The sequence below is a fragment of the Candidatus Pelagibacter communis genome (assembly GCF_001180025.1).
GTDB classification, from domain to species: Bacteria; Pseudomonadota; Alphaproteobacteria; order Pelagibacterales; family Pelagibacteraceae; genus Pelagibacter; species Pelagibacter ubique_A.
In genome coordinates this window covers 25,377-44,706 of sequence record NZ_CVSK01000048.1, presented here as the reverse complement: position 1 = coordinate 44,706, position 19,330 = coordinate 25,377, and the positions used below count along the sequence as shown (strand labels likewise).

The following is a 19,330-nucleotide window of genomic DNA, read 5'->3' as shown; positions in this document are numbered from 1 at the left end:
GCATTTTAAAATTAGTTATCAAGAATTATTGCTATTTATTTCTTATCTACAATAGTAGCTGACCAAATTGCATCAGCCATTTTTTTATCATCTACAAAAGCTTCACCTTTATACTTCCAAACCTTACCGTGTGATCTTATAGCGTTTATTTTAAGTATCAGTTTGCAATCAGGAATAACGGGATTTCTAAAACGAGCTTTTTCAACACCCATTAAAAAAACAAGTTTGTTTTCATATGTAGATTTATCTAAACCATGAGCAGTCAGTGCAGCTGCAGCTTGACCAAATGACTCTACAATTAAAACACCAGGCATTACTGGATTTTCAGGAAAATGACCTTGTACAAAAAAACTATCTTTTTTAACTTCTACAACAGCTGTAGCAGATGATAATTTCTTTATATCATACAACTCATCTATAAGTAACATTGGTTCTCTATGAGGCAATAATTCTCTTATTTGGTTTTTATCAAGTTTATTCATTTTTAAATTTTACATTAACTTCTTTAATTATATCATTTGTTATATCTAAATTATTTTTACCTATAAATACATTTTTACTTTCGAGCAATATATCAATTGAATTTTTTTTCATATAGTCTTGTATTATTGGGTTAAAGGTTAAAAATAAATTATTCATATTTTCGTTTTTTTTTTTCTCAAAATCTAAAACCATTTGATCTTTTATTATCTTAAATTCATTAATTTTATTTCTTAAAATATTGATCTCTTTATCTAGTTCTTCTTTGGAGACAACGTTTTGTTTGGTTTTAATTTCGTTTTCTCTTTTTTTTAATTCATTGTTTTTAATTTTCAGATTTTCAATATTTTTTTTATTAAGGTTTTCAATTTTTGCTAATGTCTTTTTACCTAAATTTGAATTTTTTACTAACTTGTCTAAGTCTATAAAATATATACTTTCATTGCTATGAGCTATATTTAAATTAAAAAAAAAAAAAATTATTAATACTGTTTTATATAATTTCATACTTAAAATGTCGTACCAATATTAAAGCTAAATGACTCTGTTACATCAGTGTCAGCTTTAGATAAAGTTTCTGCCAAAGTAAAACTCATAGGACCAATTGGAGTGAGCCAATCAATTCCAATTCCAAAGGAACTTCTAATTTTATCATTTACATCTAAAGAGCTGTCATAATCAACTCCCCATAAATTTGCTGCATCAACAAAAAATAAAAAATCTACGTTTTGTGAGTTTTCAAAAAGTTGTGGTATTGTAGATGAAAAATTTACTGCTGAGGCGTAATTTCCACCAACAAAATCATTTCCATCCTTTGGACCAATCTTTCCTCTCTCAAAACCTCTTAATCTATTTGAAGGTAGAAATATTCTTTCTGAAAGTTTTATATCATCATTTGATATTGATTCTACTGATTTCAAAAAAATGGAAAGTGTTGAAATATTATTATTATAAAGCTCAGTAAAATATTTATAACTATAAGTATTACTCAAAGTATTTGTATCACTTACAATTGGGATATCAATAAAGTAGCGAGATTGATAACCATCAGTAGTTTGAAATTTTTGATTCCTTTTATCATAATTTAAATTTAAATTTAAAAAACTATCCCAATAATTTCCTTCTTGGCTTTTTTGTCTTGCTGATGCTGTCGAGTTTGTACTAATTTTCTCATAATAATTTGAGGTGCCGATGCCTAAAAATAAATCATCATAATATTCAAAGCTTGATGCTAATGTAAAACCATTTTTATTTGTTTTATAGCCAAAATTTTCCAATCTATCTGTTTCAAGTGCTTGAATAGATAAGCTAACTTGTTTATCTGAATTATTATAATTTGGATTGTTTATTGAGATAGTGCCTTTAATACTTTCCTCACTAACCATTACTGTATTTTCAACCTGTATACCTTTGCCCAAGTAATTATTTTCTTTTACTGAAAATAAAAAATTTGCTCCAGATGTTCCAAATCCTGCACCTGCAGCTATTTCACCAGTGGCTTTTTCTTCAACTGAAATATCTATAATCTTACTATTAGGTTTTTTTCCTTGCTTAACGTTAGATTTTACACTTTTAAAAAACCTTAAATTTTTTAAATTATTCACTGATTTTTTTTCAAGTAACTCATTATATAGATCACCTTCATCAAGTTCTAATTGGTTTCTAATTACATTTTCTCTGGTGATATTGTTTCCGAAAATATTAATTTTTTCTACAAATAACCTTTCAGTTTTATCAATATTGAAAGTTAAATTAATCTGATTATTTAAAATTTCTTCGTCTACAGTAGCTGAAATACTTTCGAATTGTTCTTGTAAGGTAATTTTATCTATTTCTTCAAGTATATCTTCTATTTTGTTAATTGAATAACTTTTACCTTTAAGATTTTGAAATAGATACTCTATTTGTTCAAAATTACCTGTATCAAAGTCAACAGGTAAATTTAAACTAAGATTGTTAAAGAAATATTTTTCATTAGCATCAATATTAAAAATTATCTCAAAACTATTTGTATCTGTTAATTTGGCAAAAGAAGTATTAATTTTTGCATTATAATAACCGTTATTAAGATAAAAATTGTTTAACAATCTCGAATCAAATTCTATCAGATTTTGATTTAAATATTTTTTTCCAGAAATGAATTTCCAAAATTTATATTCTTCGCTAGCAATAATTCTTTTTAATTTTCTATCTTTAAATTTTTTATCTCCAATAAAGGTTATTTTATGAATTCTTGCTTTTTCACCTAAATTAACAGAATATTTTAATTCAATTTTATTATCTTCAAGTTCAGTCAAAATTACTTCGACATCTGAAAAAAAATAGCCTAGATCTTTTAAATTATTTTCTATTTTATTTTTATCTTGTTTTAAAAAAACATTATTAAAAGAAGATCTTGATTTAAGTTTTAAATTTGCAAAAACTTTCTCTTTAATTTTATTAGCTTTAATACCTTCAAAAAAAATATTTTCTATAATGGGAAATTCCTCTACATTAATAGTTAATATATTGTTAGAAAAATTAATTGATACATTTTTAAAAAAATTTGTATCATATATATTTTTTAAAATTATATTAAGATCTTGATCTGAATTGATTGACAAACCATTATTATAATTTGAAAACATTATAATAGTTTCGTCAGTAATTCTTTCATTACCTACAATTTCAATTTTATTAATTATTTGCGAATATACAGGTTTAGAAATCAATATTAAAATCAAAAGAATATACGCTGATATATTTTTAATCTTATTAAACATTTTTAGATTTATATACATTTTTTAATATTTTAAAACGAACATAATTATTTAATTTTATAATTTCATCAGCATTTTTTGGCTGTCTATTTTTAAATTTTATAAATTTTTTGTTTTTAATTAATTTAAAAAGATTTTTTTGAATTTCTATAAATTTAATTTTTTTATTTAAAAAAAGTTCGACATATGTATCGTTTGCTGAAACAATTACAGTTTCAAAAAGAGATGATTTTGTAGGTAAAATATTCAACAATCTTGTCATGGGATATCTATTTGTATTAATATTGGAAAAATTTAAGTTATTTAAAGAATTAATATTAACATCTGTTGTTTCAAAATATTTATTGTTGTTTAAATAAATTGTATTAAAAATCGGTATTTTCATTGTTGTATCATGTGCAATAATTTTTATTAGACCACTTTTAAATTTAATTAATGCATGAACATATGATTGGGGATGAATTAAAATTTTAATTTTATTATAAGATAAGTTGAAAATATTTTTGGCTTCAATAACTTCATAAATTTTATTCATCATTGTAGCAGAATCAATTGAAATTTTTTTTCCCATTGACCAATTTGGATGTTTTAAAGCTTGATTAATTGAAACGTTTTTAAATTTATTTAATGATAAATTAAATAAAGGTCCACCAGAAGCTGTTAAATAAATTTTTTCAATAGTCTCTGAATTAAATGACCTCAAGCCATACCATAATGAAAAATGTTCAGAGTCAACAGGTATAAAACTTGTTTTGTTTTTTTTTAATTCTTTATTAATTAAATTCCATCCACATACAATTGATTCTTTATTTGCAATTGCAATAGTTTTAGTAAATTTTATACTTTTTAAAGTAGGTTTTAATCCATCTATACCAGTGATTGAACTCATTAAATAATCTATTTTTTTTTTAAATATTAATGAGAGTTTAGAAAAATCGTTAAAAATATTTATTTTAGCGTTTTTATTTTTTTTTTTTAAAATCTGAAAACTTTTCTGATCAGTAATAATTAAATTTTTAACATTAAATTTCTTTGCTTGTTTAAATAATTCTCTATAATTTTTGTTTGCTGTTAGCAATAAAATTTCAAAATTTTTTTTATCTCTATTAACAATATCTAATAAATTTTTTCCAATAGATCCTGTAGAACCAATTATAGCTATTTTTTTTTTCATACAATTACCACTAAAAACTCCCATGTAGCCATACCAAGTGGAACTGCAACTAACATACCATCTATCCTATCTAAAATTCCTCCATGTCCTGGTAAAATATAACCTGCATCTTTGACTTTGGCTTTCCTTTTACAGAAAGAAATAAATAAATCTCCTATCTGGGAATAAAAAGATGTGAATATGGCTAACAAAATTAAGTCATATGAATTTGAAAAATGAATATTAAAATAAGGTTGAAAGATTGGTACCAAAATTAATGAAAGTATAAACGACCCTATAGAGCCTGAAATTGTTTTGTTAGGACTGATTTTGGTTAATTTTCTGCCTTTAAAAATTTTTCCAAATATTAAACCACCTAAATCTGAAAAAATACATATGCAAAATAAAAAAAAGATTGGTAATTTAAAATTATCTTGAGTAATTCCAATAAATATTAGCAAAGAAAATATAGTTAAATAGATTAAAATTAAAAAATTAATAACAACTTTATAAAATTTATTTTTATAATTATTTTGAATATAAATTTTAGATATTAATTCGTTAAATTCAATCCATGAAATTAATGAAACTATTATTAAAGATATTATTAGAACAAAAGAATTGATAAATGAAAATACCAATAAAAAAATGAGAGGAATAGAAGTAATTATTCTTTTTGTTAAATCTTTTGAAATCATACATTTCCAAAATTTCTCTTAATAGATTTAAATTTTTTAATAATTTTATTATAATCTTTTTCATTAAAATCGGGCCATAATTTCTTTACAAAAAAAATTTCTGCGTATGCTATTTGCCATAACAAAAAATTACTTAACCTGTGAGTATTGCCTGTTCTTATTAGTATATCGGGATCTGGAATATTTCTTGTTTGCAAGTATTTTATGAAATTCTTTTCATTTAGATTTTTTTTGGTTTTTTGCAACTGTTTAAAAGCATTCATTAATTCAGATTTAGAACCGTAATTCAGAGCTAAATTAATTTGCAATTTTTTGTTTGTTTTTGTTTTATTTTCTGAAAAAATTAAAAGTTTATTTAGCTTAGAGGAAAAATTTTTTATTCCTATTATTTTTAATTTGATATTTTTCTTATGTAAGTCATTGATTTTATTTTTCAAAAATATTTCAAGTAAGTTAAATAAATAATTTATCTCTTTTTTTGGTCTTTTCCAATTCTCTGTAGAAAAAGCAAAAAGTGTCAAATATTTAATATTATTTTTAATTGATGCTCGAATAATTTTTTCGACTGAATTTAATCCGGCTTTATGTCCAGCATTTCTAGATTTTTTGTGTTTTAATCCCCATCTCCCATTACCATCCATGATAATGGCTACATGATTTAGTGGGTTCATATTGTCATTATTTCTTTTTCTTTAGAAGAAACTTTTTCGTCTACTAATTTTATGTGACTATCTGTAATAGTTTGAACTTTTTTTTCATAATTTTTTTCGTCATCTTCACCAATTGTTTTTAACTTAAGAAGTTTTTTTAAATCCTCATTCGCTTCTCTACGAACATTTCTTATTGAAACTTTACATTTTTCTCCAATAGATTTTATTAATTTTTTTAGCTCAGTTCTTCTTTCTTCGTTTAGCTCTGGTACAGGCAATCTTATTAATTGACCGTCTATTTGAGGGTTTAGACCTAAATCAGATTTTTTAATTGCAGCATCTACTAACTGAACATTGTTTGTATCCCATACTTGAATATTTATCATTCTTGGTTCTGGAGTTGTTATACTTCCAATTTGATTAATTGGCATTTGTTGACCATAAACATCAACTTTTATCAAATCTAGCATTGAGGCATTTGCTCTTCCTGTTCTTAAAGAAGACAATTCTTTTGAGAAAACCTCAATGGCTTTATCCATTTTAAGGCTGTATGACTTCTCATCAAACATTTATTCTCCAATCTTAATTCTATAAAACTCTTTAATTTTTAAATCAGCTATAGAAAGTTCTTTCAGCACATCTTGAACTTTTTTCTTTGGCTCCATTACCCAAGCTTGAGTTAAAAGAGCATTTTCTTCTTTAAATTTGTTCATCTTACCTAAGCTTATTTTTTTTACAATCTCATCTGGTTTTCCAGAGTTTTTTAACTCTTCAGTAACCAGCTCTTGTTCTTTATCAATAATTGCTTGATCTATTGAGCCAGATTCTAAAGCTAGAGGATTTGAGGCTGCTATATGCATTGATAATTGTTTACTAAATGTTTTAACTATATCTGAATTATCTTTTGTATTTAAAGATACCATAACAGCTAATTTTGCAACATTGTCTTTTACAACAGTATGAAGATAGTGATTATTTACTCCATCAGAATTTTGAATGGTTTTAGCTTTACCGATTGTAATTTTTTCACCAATCTTAGCAATCAATGCAACTAAATTATCATCAACTGTTTGACCATTTTTCATTTTTGCAGATTTTAATTCATCAATATTTGAATTTTTTTCATTATTTAATTCGCTTAGTTCTTTTACAAAATTAATAAAATCATCATTTTTGGCAACAAAATCTGTTTCGCAGTTAATTTCTATTATTGAAGTCTTTATGTCGTCTCCACTGACTACAACAACTCCTTCTTTCGCATCTCTAGACATCTTTTTTGACGCTTTTGAAATTCCTTTAACTCTTAAAATTTCAATTGCTTTATCTAAATTACCATTTGATTCTTTTATGGCTAAATTGCAATCTTTAAAACCTGCTCCAGTTGCTTCTCGAAGTTTCTTTACTTTTTCTATATCACTCATTAATTTAATTTCTCCTTACCTACTTTAGAAAATTTTTTCTCTAATTTTTCTCTGTCTACTTCTTGAACAGTTTTTATTTTACTCTCATCTTTAGCTTTATCTTTTTTTGCCTGTTCCACAGTAGCAGAACTTTTAGCACTATTGATAGTTTCTTTGATTAAATTACAATAAAGATCAATAGCTCTTCTTGCATCATCATTACCTGGGATTGGATAATCAATATTGTCTGGATTTGAATTACTATCCAGTATAGCAATAATTGGTATTCCTAATTTTGAAGATTCAGCAATAGCAAGAGACTCGTAATTTGTGTCAATAACAAATACTAAATCTGGAATCTTTTTCATTTCAGCTATTCCACCTAAAGATCGTTGAAGCTTATCTTTTTTAACACTCATTTTTAAAAGTTCTTTTTTTGTAAAACCTCTATTTTCAGCTACTAAATCAGTTTCCAGTTTTTTTAATTTCTTTATTGAATTTGAAATTGTTCCCCAGTTAGTTAACATGCCTCCCAACCATCTGTAGTTAACAAAATATTGGTCTGTTTCTTTAGCAACTTCTGCTATTGCCTCTGATGCTTGTTTTTTTGTAGATACAAATAAAATTTTTCCATTATTTGCAATAGTTTGATAAACTTTTTCTAAAGCCAATTTAGTTAGCTCTAATGTTTGAGTTAAGTCTATAATGTGAATTGTGTCTCTTTTTCCAAAAATATATTTTTTCATTTTTGGATTCCATCTCAAAGTTTTATGTCCAAGATGAACACCTGCCTCTAATAATTGTTGAATTGTAACGTTTGGTATTTTCATATTTATTCCCGGTTATGCCACCACAGTAATTTCCAATTAAGGACCGGAGGTATAAAACCAAAAACTGTGTGCGTGTTAATTTAATTTGAAGATTATTTACAAATATTTACTAAATATAACAAGTAATTATTTAGTTAATTATTGCCTTAATTTCTTGATTTCTTAGGAGATTTAACGATTTACGATCTAATTTACGTGGATTTTTCAATCTGAATTGAATGATATTATCTCCTTTAACTAAATTAATATTTACAACAGTATTTCCTACATCTTGCAAAATTTTAGATATTTTTTCAATTTGTTCGTCAGAACTAAGATCAAATGAGACTTCGTTTATAGGGCTATTAAATAAATCTTTAAGTGAAGCTATTTTTTGAACATTAATTCTTGTTAGTCGATTTTCATCATTAGAAACATTTTTAAATAATGTCAAAATAAGAGAACTACCCTCTTTCAAAATTTCTCTATTTAATTCTAAAACGTCAGAGAAAATAAAAAGTTCAAACACACTTGATAAATCAGTTAATTTTAAAACAGCATAAGAATTTCCTTTTGCAGTTTTTCTCTCTTGAACTTTTAACAATGTAGCAGCAATATTAGAATCTTTTAAATACTCTTTTGAGATAAAACTTGAATAATCTATTATTTTATAATCACTAAAAATTTCTGTAAATTGATTTAACGGATGGTCTGAAATAAAGAAACCTACTGCTTCAAATTCTTTTGATAATCTTTCCTCAAATTTCCAATCTTCAGATTTAGTCAAAATATCATCTTGGTCATTTTCGTCATCTGAGAATAAATCAATCTGATTAACAGATTTGTTATCAAATATATTTTTACTTTTAGCTATTAAAGTTGGAATTGAATCAAACAAAGCTTGTCTATTTGTATTTATTTTATCAAAAGCACCTGCTTTAACTAAACCTTCTAATTGAAGTTTGTTTATATCTTTTGGATTTACCCTATTTATAAAATCATGAATAGATAAGAATTTTCCATTTAAAGTTCTTTCTTCAACTATGTTTGATATTGCCTCAAAACCTACAGCTTTAATACCACCTAAAGCATAATAAAATTTGTTATCTATAGTTCTAAAATCTTCAAAACATTCATTTATATCAGGACGAACAACTTCAACATTTAATCTTTTTAATTCTTCGTAAAATTCACTTAACTTATTTTGGTTAGATATATCCATAGTCATTGATGCGGCAATAAACTCTTTTGGATAATATGTTTTTAAAAACGCAGTTTGGTAAGAAATAATTGCATATGCTGCAGCGTGACTTTTATTGAAGCCATATTCTGCAAATGGTTCGATTTTTAAAAAAATTCCAGCAGCTACATCTTTTGCTATTCCATTTTTAACAGCTCCAGCAATAAAACCTTGTTTCTGTTTTTCAAGTTCTGCTCTTTTCTTTTTACCCATTGCTCTTCTCAAAAGATCTGCTTGTCCTGCTGTAAATCCTGATAATTTTTGTGCAATCTGCATTACCTGTTCTTGATAAATAATTACACCATAAGTTGGTTTTAAAATATCTTCTAGAAGTGGGTGTAAATAATCTGGTTTTTGTTTCCCATGTTTACAGTCATTATATGTTGGAATATTGCTCATTGGTCCTGGTCTGTATAGAGCAACTAAAGCAATAATATCTTCAATATGATTTGGCTTCATTTGAATTAAGGCTTCTCTCATACCAGCACTTTCAATTTGGAATAAGCCAACTGTTTTACCAGTTGACATTAAATCGAAAACTTTTTGATCTTCGTAATTTATTTTTTCTATATCAAAATCTTTAATTTTTTTTCTTACAAGTTTTTGTGTGTTGTTAATTACGGTAAGTGTTTTTAAGCCCAAAAAATCAAATTTTACTAGACCTGCATTTTCTGCTGAGTACATATCGAATTGAGTAGATGGTAATAATAAATCTGCAGAAACATCTTTGTATAAAGGAACAACTTCGGTAAGTTTTTTATCTGCTATTACTACTCCAGCGGCATGTGTAGCAACATTTCTATTTAGACCTTCTAATTTTAATGAGAGATCAGTAAGTTTCTTTACTCTTGGATCATCATTTATGAGTTTTTGTAATCTTGGCTCACCAGCAATGCACTGTGTTAAATTTTGCGGTCTAGAAGGATCAAAAGGTATCATCTTAGATATGCTGTCAACAAATCCATATGCTAATCCCAAAACTCTTCCAACATCTCTAATTACCATTCGTGCTTTTAATTTACCAAATGTTATAATGTGAGCTACACTGTCTTTATATTTTGTAGTTAGATACTCAAAAACTTGATCTCTTTTATCCTCACAAAAATCTATATCAAAATCAGGCATTGAAATTCTATCTGGATTTAAAAATCTTTCAAAAATGAGGTTAAATTTTATTGGATCTACATCTGTAATTGATAAACACCAAGCTACTAATGAACCAGCGCCTGAGCCTCTTCCAGGACCTACCGGGATATCATTATTTTTTGCCCATTTAATATAGTCAGCAACTATAAGAAAATAACTAGAATATTTCATTTCTATAATAATAGAAAGTTCATGATTAAGCCTGTTCTTATACTCTTTGTAAGAATTGTTACTTTCTAAATTTTCATTACTTAAATTAAAGATCTTATTGAATTTGACTTTTAATCCTTCAATGGAATCTTTTTTTAAAATTTCATCCGCATTTCCATCTTTGTCACTGCTAATATTGGGCAATATTGGGTTAGAAAATAACGGTCTATAACTACATCTTAATGGAAAATTATAATTATTTTCTAAAGCTTCAGGTAAGTCAGCAAATAATTCAGACATCTCTGAGTTAGTTTTTAAATAATGTTGGTCAGTAAATCTTAATCTGTTTTTTTCATTTACGTATGTCTTGTTGCCAATACAAATTAAAGCATCATGAGCTTCGTGCATTTCTTTATCTAAATAAAAAACTTCATTAGTTGCAATAATAGGTATTTCTAAATCTAAAGATTTTTTTAAATTAAATTTTTCAAATCCGATTTCATTTTGGTCATTATGTCTTTGAATCTCTATGTAAAATCTGTCAACAAAAGCATTTTTAATTTTATTATAAAGCTCATCAATTTCACTAAACTTTCCTTTATCAAATAATTTACCAAATAAACCAAAAACAGTTCCTGAAAATACAGCAACACCTTTGGAATGGCTTAATAATAATTCAAAATCTACATGCGGATCTGACAATTCATCGTTTTCCAAATACGATAAAGATGAAAGTTCTATTATATTTTTATATCCAACTTCATTTAGAGCAAACAATGGAAGTAAACCTGTTGTTTCTCCAGTTTTAAAATTAATTTGAGTTCCAATTATTGGCTGAGCACCAGACTTTGAGATCTTTTCAGCAAATTCTAGTGCACCAAATAAATTTGAGGTATCACACAAACCTAGGGATTTTATTTTATTTTTCTTAGAATATTCTTGCAAATCATCAATTCTAGCCGCTCCTTCGCAAATTGAATATTGTGTATGTATTTTTAAATGATTAAAATTTTGTAAGACAGACTCAGACATTAGATGATTTTATACTACCATCTCTCATCTCCAATAGATAATCTGCTTTTTTTGCAAAAAATCTATTATGAGTTGCAAATATAATTATTCTGTCTGATCTTTTTTGTTTGTTTAAAAGTTTAAAAATATCTTTAGCTGTATTCATGTCTAAACTACCAGTTGGCTCATCAGCTAAAATAATTTGAGGATCATTAATAATCGCTCTTGCTATTGCAACTCTTTGACATTCACCTCCAGAAAGTTGAGAGGGGAAATGATTTAATCTATTTGAAAGTCCAACTTTTTTTAATAATTTTACAGCTTTAGATAATGCTAATTTTTTATCGTTATTAAGAGATAAAGAGGCAAAATAAACGTTTTCCAGTGCTGTAAAATCAGCAAGAAGATTATTTTCTTGGTAAACGATGCCTAGTTTTTTAGCTCTAATTAAATCATTTTTTTCATTTTGATTAAAATTAATCTCAAGATTATCAAACTTAATTGTACCAGATGTTGGTTTATCAATTAACGAAATTAAATTAAGTAAAGTTGATTTTCCGGAACCAGAAGGTCCCATTATTGCGTATGTTTTACCTAACCTAAATTTTCTAGATAGACCTCTTAATACATTAATTTTTTTTTCTGTAGTAAAACTTTTACTTATATTATTTAATTCTAAAAAATTATTCATACTTCAGTGATTTTATAGGATCCATATTTGCAGATTTGAGCGCTGGAAATATAGAAACTACTATTGTTATTAATATCGAACAGATTGTTATAATTAATATAGAATTAATATTTATTTCTGAGGGCATCTTGCTTAAAAAATATATTTCCTCTGGAAATAAACTAATATTAAAAGTAGAGCTTAAAAATTGTCTAATGTTTTCTACATAAATTGAGAATGTTACACCTAAAAATATTCCAAAAATTGTTGCTGAAGTTCCAATTGTAACACCAACAAGAAAAAAAATTTTAATTATAGATTTATTTAAAACTCCAATAGATTTTAAAATTGCAATATCTCGAGTTTTATTTTTAACTAAAATTGTTAAACCTGAAATTATATTAAAAGCAGCGACAATAATAATTAAAGATAAAATAATAAACATCACATTTCTCTCAACTTTCAGTGCTGAAAATAATGAACTATTCATATCAGCCCATGTATATACAAATGCATCAGGGTATAGTTTCATCAGTTTTGCTTTATAATTTTCTATATTTTTTGGATCTTTAAAATAATACTCGGTAAATCTATGATTTTTATTTTTGTCAAAAAAATCTTCTAAAGTGTTTAAATTAATATAAGCAATATTTTCATCATATTCAGATAATCCGCTTTCAAATATTGAAGTTATAAGAAATAATTTTTGCTTTGGTAAAGACCCAACTAACGTTTGAACTCCTGAGGGTGAAGTAATTGAAACCTCATCTCCAATATCTAATCCTAATATATTACTTAAATCTCTACCAATAGAAATGGTATTTTCATTTAAATTTTTTGAACCAAAAAAACTATCATTATTTGAAATTTCCAGATCATTAAAATCTTTTTCCAAATAACCTTTTAGCAAAACTCCTTTAGTGCCATTCTTGTGAAAAATAACTGCTTCTCCGTCATTTGACAAAACACCTTTAGCAAAATCTTTATCTGATAATGAAGCTAACGGTTTATCGTAGGGTTTGACAACTGCATGAGCATTAAAGCCAACTATCTTTTCAATTAATTCAGTTCTAAATCCATTCATGACTGACATTACGATGATAAGAACTGCAACACCGAGACTTATGCCAATAAAAGAAAAAATTGATATAACATTCAAAAAACCATCTTTTTTTCTGGTTTTTAAAAATCTAAAAGTAATTTCTTTTTCTAAAGTAGAAATCAAATTGAATTTTTTCGTTTAGTTATAATTTCTATAATTTTACCTAGTGGTAAATTTTGAGTTTCTTCACCAGCTTCTTTAAACTCTAATAAATCACCTTCGCTTTTCTTACCAATAATGATTTGATACGGGGCTCCAATTAAATTCATTTTTTTAATTTTAGATGAAAAATTTTCATCTGTATCATCAATGATTGCATCAATATTATTTTTGATTAATTCTATATTGATATTATTTGCTTTATCTAAAGCTGAGGTGTCATTTTTATTTATCATGGGTATTAAAGCAATGTCATAAGGAGCAACACACAATGGCCATTTCATGATTTCATTTTTGTCATCATATTTTGCTTCAATTATAGCCCCTACTAACCTTGACACACCAATTCCATAAGAGCCCATTTTAACAAAATCTTTCTTCCCCCCTGGTAAATCAACTGATGCCCCCATTGGTTTTGAATACTTGTCACCAAAATAAAATATATGACCTACCTCGATACCTTTTGTAATCAATTGATTTTCCTTAGAAACAATTTTTTCAAAATCTTCTTTATTAAACTTTTCATCAGTTACAGCATAAAACTGTTCATATTTTTTTCTCATATTTTCCAACGATGTTTTTTCTAGTTGAGTATCAGCAGTATCAAGATCAAATATTCTTTTGTCAGTGAAAATTTTACTTTCACCTGTATCTGCAAGAATAATAAATTCATGAGATAAATTTCCACCTATAGGTCCTGTGTCAGCAGCCATAGGTATTGCTGTCAAAGATAATCTTTTAAATGTTCTTAAATAAGAAAGAAAGAATTTATTATAAGAATAAAAAGCTTCTTCATCTGATACATCAAATGAATAAGCATCTTTCATATAAAACTCTCTACCACGCATAATTCCAAATCTAGGTCTAATTTCATCTCTGAACTTCCATTGAATATGATACATAAGTTGTGGGAGTGATTTATAAGATTTTATTGAAGATCTAAAAATTTCAGTAACTTGTTCCTCATTGGTTGGTCCATATAACATTTCTCTATTTTGACGGTCGGTTATTCTTAACATCTCTTCACCATAATCGTCATAACGACCACTTTCTTTCCAAATTTCACTGGATTGAATTGTTGGCATTAATATTTCTTGAGCTCCAATTTTGTTTTGTTCTTGTCTGACAATGTCTTCTATTTTTTTCATTACCTTAAAACCTAAAGGTAACCATGAATAAATTCCTGCTGAGGCTTGCTTGATCATTCCTACTCTCAACATCAATTGATGAGATTTAATTTTTGCTTCCGAAGGATTATTTTTTAATATTGGTATAAATGAATTTGATAAAAACATCTTAATTAATCATATTTCTTAAATTTAAATATTCAAATTTAATTAATAAGTAAATTATTATGAAAATGACAGTGGTAATTCCAGTGCAATAAAGGAATTTTTTCAGCATTTTTGGATTTTCAGGTGAGCCAGGATCCTCACCTTCAATTTTTACAGTCTTTGCTCGATTCACATCAATAGGTAGAATAGCAAAAAAAACTATCCACCATATAATTATATAGATAATAGCTAAGCCTGTTGCGCTCATTAAATTCTTACTAAATTGATATTGGTAAAAGGTTTTTTCCCTGTTCTCTCTTTTGAAAATTTTCTACAGGCAATTTTTAATGCGTCAATAAGATTGTGTTCTTGTTGTTTGCTTCCAATTTTAAAAGTTCTAGAGGTTTTCTCTATTTCCTCTTCTAATCCATAAACAAAATCATCTCGATCATCTACAGGTAAACCACGAAATGAAAGAATAGGGTTATTGTGTATATTACCTTTAGGTGTAATCATTATTGTTACCTCAAGATATCCATTAACACTTAAATTTTTTCTATCTTTTATCGATTGTGAATCTGGATCAACGCTTACACTACCATCTAAATAAAGTCTGCCGCTCGGGGCCTTGTCATATACTTCAGGTTTTTCACCTGGATATAACTTAACAATATCACCATTTTCGACTTGAACTGGATGTGGCACTTGCATTTCTTTTGCAAAATTAATGTGTTCTATCATGTGCCTATGTTCACCGTGTACAGGTATTACACATCTAGGTTTTACCCATTGATACATCTCTTTAAGATCTTCTCTATTTGGATGCCCAGAAACATGAACAAACTCGGTTTCTTCAGATATTACCTCTATTCCATCCTTTACAAGTTGGTTGTGAAGTTTATAGAGTTTTTTTTCATTGCCAGGTATGATTTTTGAAGAAAAAATGACAGCATCACCTTTTTCAATAAAAACATCTGGATGAACATAGCTAGAAATTCTCATCATTGCACCCATGGGTTCGCCTTGACTTCCAGTACATAAATACACAATTTTTTCTCTTGAAAAATTTTTAGCTTCTCTTGGATCAATTGGCTCAATTGTATTTTTTAAATATCCACATTGACGCGCAGCTTTATAAATACGATGCATTGATCTACCAACTAAAGAGATTTGTCTTCCTGTTTGTTCTGCACAATAAAAAGCTGTCTCCATTCTTGCTACATTTGAGGCAAAGGAAGTTATGATAATTCTTTTTTTTAAACGAGACATAACGTTTAACATATTTTTTCTTACATCTAATTCTGAACCTGATCTACCGGCGCTAAAAACATTTGTTGAATCGCAAATCATTGCTAGCACTCCTTCTTCACCAATTTCCTTTAATCTTTTTTCGTTTATATTGTCTCCAATCAAAGGATTTGGATCTACCTTCCAATCTCCAGTATGCAAAATAACGCCTGCAGGAGTTTTTATTCTAAGTCCGTTTGGTTCTAATATAGAATGCGTTAAAGTAATGTATTCAATTTCAAATGGATCCAGAGAAACCTTTCCATTTAACTCAACAATCTGTAAATCATTAGTTATATCGATTTGTTTTTCTCTAAATTTTTCTCGAATTAATACAGCTGTAAAAGGAGTTGCAAAAATTTTACATTGTAATTTTGGCCATAGATGAGCAATTGCACCAATGTGATCCTCGTGTGCGTGTGTTAAAACTATTCCTAATAAATTGTCTTTTCTTTCTACTATAAACCCAGGATCTGGATAAATTAAATCAACACCTGGAATAGTATCATCTGCAAATGTTACGCCTATGTCGACCATAATCCATTTATGATCACTATGCTGCCCATAGCCAAACAAATTCATATTCATGCCTATTTCGCCTGATCCACCTAATGGACAAAATAATAGTTCATCTTTCATATTATTTAATTAACTTTGAAATCTTTATTAAGCCTTTAATTGTAATATCTTGGTTGTGACTTGCTTTCGTTTTTATTGAGTTTTTAAATAAATCTGAAAATCCACCAGTAATAATTACTTTAAAAGATTTTCCAGTTTCCTTCTTAATTAAATTAATAATATTGTCAATTAAACCCGCATAACCCCAAAAAAAGCCTGATCTAACAGCAGAGATTGTATTTTTGCCAATCACTTTATTAATCTTTTTTAAATCTATTTTTGGAATCAAAGTTGCTTTGTCAGACAAGGTATTAAGAGATAATCTCACACCCGGGGCAATAATTCCTCCAAAATAAGTATTTCTAATAATTACATCGAAAGTTGTTGCTGTACCAAAATCTAAAATTATAAAATTATTTTTGTTATTCATTAAACTTATAGCATTAGTAATTCTATCTGAGCCTACCTGTTTATAATCTACATTGATTTTTATAAGTGATTTTAATTTTAATTTTTTAACCTCATAGCATTTTAGTTTAACTTTTTTCGATAAAAATTTATTAATTATAGAAAATGTTTTTGGAACGACACTACAAAATAATATTTTTTCAATTTTATTTAATTGAATTTTATTTTTTTTAAATAAAATATTAAGCTGCTTGTTGTTTATAGATTTTGATAAAAAAGTAATTTTTTTTGAAATTTTATTATTTTTAGAAACAATACATAATTTTGTTTCCGTATTACCAATATCACCTAGAATATACATTATTTAATTTTTATACAATTTCGATAAATTTTTTTCAAAAAGTTGTTTTAGTTTATTTTCTACAATTAATTTACTAATACTTTTTTTAGTTACCTCTTGCAAGTTTGTGGCAGGATAATTCTTAATAATTGGATTTTTTTTAATATTTATGCCTATGCCAGTAATTAAAAATTTTTTACCTCTTATAAATATGACTTCTTGTAAAATGCCACTAATCTTTTTTTTATCAATTAATAAGTCATTTGGTTTTTTAAATAAAATTTTTTTACTTGTAAATAACGAGAGTAATTTTTTTACTAAAAGACAATTGATTTTTGTTATAGTGTTAATCGATAGTTTTGTTTTATTAAGTTCATTAAAGAATGATATAAACAAATTTCCTTTTAACGATATCCATTTTCTTCCATACTGTCCTCTACCATTCACTTGTGTTTCAGCAACAACCATACCTAAGTTGTATTTAGTTTCTTTGATAATTCTTATTGCAATATTATTTGTACTTTTAACTTTTTTAAATTTAAATTTTTTTAATTTCATCAAATAATATTAATTCTTGAAACAACTTCTATTAACTGACTTGGGAATATGAAGTATAAAAGAATTAATATCGTTGAAACTGTAAGAGAAAGTTTTAACCATAAGCTATGGTCATTGTCATATTTATCTCTTTCCTTATCAAAATACATAATTTTTATAATTCTTAGATAATAAAAAGCTGCAACCACAGTTGATAACAACCCTACTATAGCTAAGAAATACATTGATTGTTCCAATACTGCTTTAAAAACGTAAAATTTTGCGAAGAAACCTGCCAAAGGCGGTATACCTGCTAAAGAAAACAATATTACAAGCAAGCATAAAGATAATAGTGGATGGTTTTTTGATAATCCTGAGAGATCATCAATATTTTCATAATATTGATCTTTTCTTCTTAACATTAATAGACATGAAAAAAGAGCTAAATTCATAACAACATAAATAGAAATATAAATTATCGAACTTTGAATTCCCTCGTTTGATGCTGTGGCTAAACCAGCTAATGTGTAACCAATGTGTCCTATAGAACTGTAAGCAATTAGTCTTTTAATATTAGTTTGTCCTATAGCAGCAACTGCTCCAAAAACCATAGAAGCTATAGATAAGAAAACTATTATCATTTGCCATTGATCAATTAAATTTAAAAAAGGAACATATAAAAATCTAATAAATACAGTCAAAGCAGCTACCTTTGGTACTATTGTGAAAAACAAAGTAACAGTTGTTGGAGATCCTTCATAAACATCAGGTGCCCACATATGGAATGGAACTGCAGAAATTTTAAATGCTAAACCAACTAATATGAAGACAATCCCAAAAGTTAAAACATATTCCTCAGAATTTAGTTGATTTGATATTATATCAAAATTGGTAGAACCTGAAAAACCATAAACTAAAGAACATCCATATAATAATAATCCTGATGATAATGCACTTAAAACAAAATATTTCAAACCAGCTTCTGATGATTTTAATTGATCTCTGTTATATGTAGCTAAAACATATAGAGCTAATGACTGTAATTCTAGGCCCATATAAAAAACAATTAAATCATTTGAACTGATCATTACCATCATTCCAAGAATTGAACTCAAAATCAGAACCGGATATTCTATATTATATATTTTAAATGTTTTTAAATAAGTTGACGAAATAACTAAAACTAAAAAACCTCCAATTAAAGTTATAATTTTCATTAGCGAGGACATACTGTCAATCACAAAGCTTTCATTAAACAAAGTTTCTCTAGTTACAAAGAAAGTTTCATTGAATGTTATTATTGTTGTAATTAAAATTGCAAACAAAGATAAATTAAAAGTAATTTTAGAACTGTCATTTTTAAACACACCTAAAATAAGTAAAAACATAATTGATAAAGAAATAAAAATTTCAGGTAATATTAAATTTAAATTTTCCAT

Annotated in this window: 18 protein-coding genes; all 18 read right to left on the bottom strand. The window is 26.6% G+C overall.

Annotated elements, in window-relative coordinates; genetic code table 11:
• Positions 1-35 precede the first annotated feature (35 nt).
• Positions 36-482 (bottom strand): 3-hydroxyacyl-ACP dehydratase FabZ, encoded by a 447-nt coding sequence (gene fabZ, locus AMN83_RS02510; RefSeq protein WP_075504131.1) that lies wholly within the window; start codon positions 480-482, stop codon positions 36-38.
• Positions 475-987 (bottom strand): OmpH/Skp family outer membrane protein, encoded by a 513-nt coding sequence (locus AMN83_RS02505; RefSeq protein WP_075504130.1) that lies wholly within the window; start codon positions 985-987, stop codon positions 475-477. The genes fabZ and AMN83_RS02505 overlap by 8 nt, the downstream gene beginning before the upstream one ends.
• A 2-nt stretch (positions 988-989) precedes the next feature.
• The gene (bamA, locus tag AMN83_RS02500; RefSeq protein WP_075504178.1) at positions 990-3,242 is read right to left on the bottom strand and encodes an outer membrane protein assembly factor BamA; all 2,253 of its coding nucleotides are present in this window, start codon (positions 3,240-3,242) and stop codon (positions 990-992) included.
• The gene (gene dxr, locus AMN83_RS02495; RefSeq protein ID WP_075504176.1) at positions 3,235-4,413 is read right to left on the bottom strand and encodes a 1-deoxy-D-xylulose-5-phosphate reductoisomerase; all 1,179 of its coding nucleotides are present in this window, start codon (positions 4,411-4,413) and stop codon (positions 3,235-3,237) included. Before dxr ends, bamA begins: the two co-directional genes overlap by 8 nt.
• Positions 4,410-5,090: a phosphatidate cytidylyltransferase gene (locus AMN83_RS02490; protein ID WP_256998058.1), complete on the bottom strand. Its 681-nt coding sequence runs from the start codon at positions 5,088-5,090 to the stop codon at positions 4,410-4,412. The genes dxr and AMN83_RS02490 overlap by 4 nt, the downstream gene beginning before the upstream one ends.
• Complete coding sequence (gene uppS, locus AMN83_RS02485; protein ID WP_075504129.1) at positions 5,087-5,761, bottom strand: polyprenyl diphosphate synthase; 675 nt, start codon at positions 5,759-5,761, stop codon at positions 5,087-5,089. Before uppS ends, AMN83_RS02490 begins: the two co-directional genes overlap by 4 nt.
• Positions 5,758-6,309, bottom strand: coding sequence for a ribosome recycling factor (frr, locus tag AMN83_RS02480; RefSeq protein WP_075504128.1), 552 nt, complete (start codon positions 6,307-6,309; stop codon positions 5,758-5,760). Before frr ends, uppS begins: the two co-directional genes overlap by 4 nt.
• Complete coding sequence (tsf, locus tag AMN83_RS02475) at positions 6,310-7,161, bottom strand: translation elongation factor Ts (protein WP_075504127.1); 852 nt, start codon at positions 7,159-7,161, stop codon at positions 6,310-6,312.
• The gene (gene rpsB, locus AMN83_RS02470; protein ID WP_075504126.1) at positions 7,161-7,970 is read right to left on the bottom strand and encodes a 30S ribosomal protein S2; all 810 of its coding nucleotides are present in this window, start codon (positions 7,968-7,970) and stop codon (positions 7,161-7,163) included. The genes tsf and rpsB overlap by 1 nt, the downstream gene beginning before the upstream one ends.
• Before the next feature lie 130 nt (positions 7,971-8,100).
• On the bottom strand, positions 8,101-11,517 hold the full coding sequence (dnaE, locus tag AMN83_RS02465) for a DNA polymerase III subunit alpha (protein ID WP_075504125.1): 3,417 nt from the start codon (positions 11,515-11,517) through the stop codon (positions 8,101-8,103).
• The gene (locus tag AMN83_RS02460; protein ID WP_075504124.1) at positions 11,510-12,187 is read right to left on the bottom strand and encodes an ABC transporter ATP-binding protein; all 678 of its coding nucleotides are present in this window, start codon (positions 12,185-12,187) and stop codon (positions 11,510-11,512) included. Before AMN83_RS02460 ends, dnaE begins: the two co-directional genes overlap by 8 nt.
• Positions 12,180-13,391 carry an FtsX-like permease family protein gene (locus AMN83_RS02455; RefSeq protein WP_075504123.1) on the bottom strand — a complete coding sequence of 404 codons (1,212 nt, stop codon included), beginning with the start codon at positions 13,389-13,391 and terminating at the stop codon, positions 12,180-12,182. Before AMN83_RS02455 ends, AMN83_RS02460 begins: the two co-directional genes overlap by 8 nt.
• The gene (gene proS / locus AMN83_RS02450) at positions 13,388-14,722 is read right to left on the bottom strand and encodes a proline--tRNA ligase (RefSeq protein WP_075504122.1); all 1,335 of its coding nucleotides are present in this window, start codon (positions 14,720-14,722) and stop codon (positions 13,388-13,390) included. The genes AMN83_RS02455 and proS overlap by 4 nt, the downstream gene beginning before the upstream one ends.
• Before the next feature lies 1 nt (position 14,723).
• Entirely contained in the window at positions 14,724-14,969 is a 246-nt protein-coding gene (locus AMN83_RS02445) for a DUF1467 family protein (protein WP_075504121.1), read from the bottom strand.
• Entirely contained in the window at positions 14,969-16,627 is a 1,659-nt protein-coding gene (locus tag AMN83_RS02440) for a ribonuclease J (RefSeq protein WP_075504120.1), read from the bottom strand. Before AMN83_RS02440 ends, AMN83_RS02445 begins: the two co-directional genes overlap by 1 nt.
• 1 nt (position 16,628) lies before the next feature.
• Positions 16,629-17,375 carry a type III pantothenate kinase gene (locus AMN83_RS02435; RefSeq protein ID WP_075504119.1) on the bottom strand — a complete coding sequence of 249 codons (747 nt, stop codon included), beginning with the start codon at positions 17,373-17,375 and terminating at the stop codon, positions 16,629-16,631.
• A 3-nt stretch (positions 17,376-17,378) separates the two neighbouring features.
• Positions 17,379-17,912: a biotin--[acetyl-CoA-carboxylase] ligase gene (locus tag AMN83_RS02430; protein ID WP_075504118.1), complete on the bottom strand. Its 534-nt coding sequence runs from the start codon at positions 17,910-17,912 to the stop codon at positions 17,379-17,381.
• The gene (gene nuoN / locus AMN83_RS02425; protein ID WP_075504117.1) at positions 17,912-19,330 is read right to left on the bottom strand and encodes an NADH-quinone oxidoreductase subunit NuoN; all 1,419 of its coding nucleotides are present in this window, start codon (positions 19,328-19,330) and stop codon (positions 17,912-17,914) included. The genes AMN83_RS02430 and nuoN overlap by 1 nt, the downstream gene beginning before the upstream one ends.

Coding starts and splice junctions, on each gene's coding strand:
- fabZ (WP_075504131.1), bottom strand. CDS start 482: ATGAATAAACTTGATAAAAACCAAATAAGAGAATTATTGCCTCATAGA.
- AMN83_RS02505 (WP_075504130.1), bottom strand. CDS start 987: ATGAAATTATATAAAACAGTATTAATAATTTTTTTTTTTTTTAATTTA.
- bamA (WP_075504178.1), bottom strand. CDS start 3,242: ATGTTTAATAAGATTAAAAATATATCAGCGTATATTCTTTTGATTTTA.
- dxr (WP_075504176.1), bottom strand. CDS start 4,413: ATGAAAAAAAAAATAGCTATAATTGGTTCTACAGGATCTATTGGAAAA.
- AMN83_RS02490 (WP_256998058.1), bottom strand. CDS start 5,090: ATGATTTCAAAAGATTTAACAAAAAGAATAATTACTTCTATTCCTCTC.
- uppS (WP_075504129.1), bottom strand. CDS start 5,761: ATGAACCCACTAAATCATGTAGCCATTATCATGGATGGTAATGGGAGA.
- frr (WP_075504128.1), bottom strand. CDS start 6,309: ATGTTTGATGAGAAGTCATACAGCCTTAAAATGGATAAAGCCATTGAG.
- tsf (WP_075504127.1), bottom strand. CDS start 7,161: ATGAGTGATATAGAAAAAGTAAAGAAACTTCGAGAAGCAACTGGAGCA.
- rpsB (WP_075504126.1), bottom strand. CDS start 7,970: ATGAAAATACCAAACGTTACAATTCAACAATTATTAGAGGCAGGTGTT.
- dnaE (WP_075504125.1), bottom strand. CDS start 11,517: ATGTCTGAGTCTGTCTTACAAAATTTTAATCATTTAAAAATACATACA.
- AMN83_RS02460 (WP_075504124.1), bottom strand. CDS start 12,187: ATGAATAATTTTTTAGAATTAAATAATATAAGTAAAAGTTTTACTACA.
- proS (WP_075504122.1), bottom strand. CDS start 14,722: ATGTTTTTATCAAATTCATTTATACCAATATTAAAAAATAATCCTTCG.
- AMN83_RS02445 (WP_075504121.1), bottom strand. CDS start 14,969: ATGAGCGCAACAGGCTTAGCTATTATCTATATAATTATATGGTGGATA.
- AMN83_RS02440 (WP_075504120.1), bottom strand. CDS start 16,627: ATGAAAGATGAACTATTATTTTGTCCATTAGGTGGATCAGGCGAAATA.
- AMN83_RS02435 (WP_075504119.1), bottom strand. CDS start 17,375: ATGTATATTCTAGGTGATATTGGTAATACGGAAACAAAATTATGTATT.
- AMN83_RS02430 (WP_075504118.1), bottom strand. CDS start 17,912: ATGAAATTAAAAAAATTTAAATTTAAAAAAGTTAAAAGTACAAATAAT.
- nuoN (WP_075504117.1), bottom strand. CDS start 19,330: ATGGAAAATTTAAATTTAATATTACCTGAAATTTTTATTTCTTTATCA.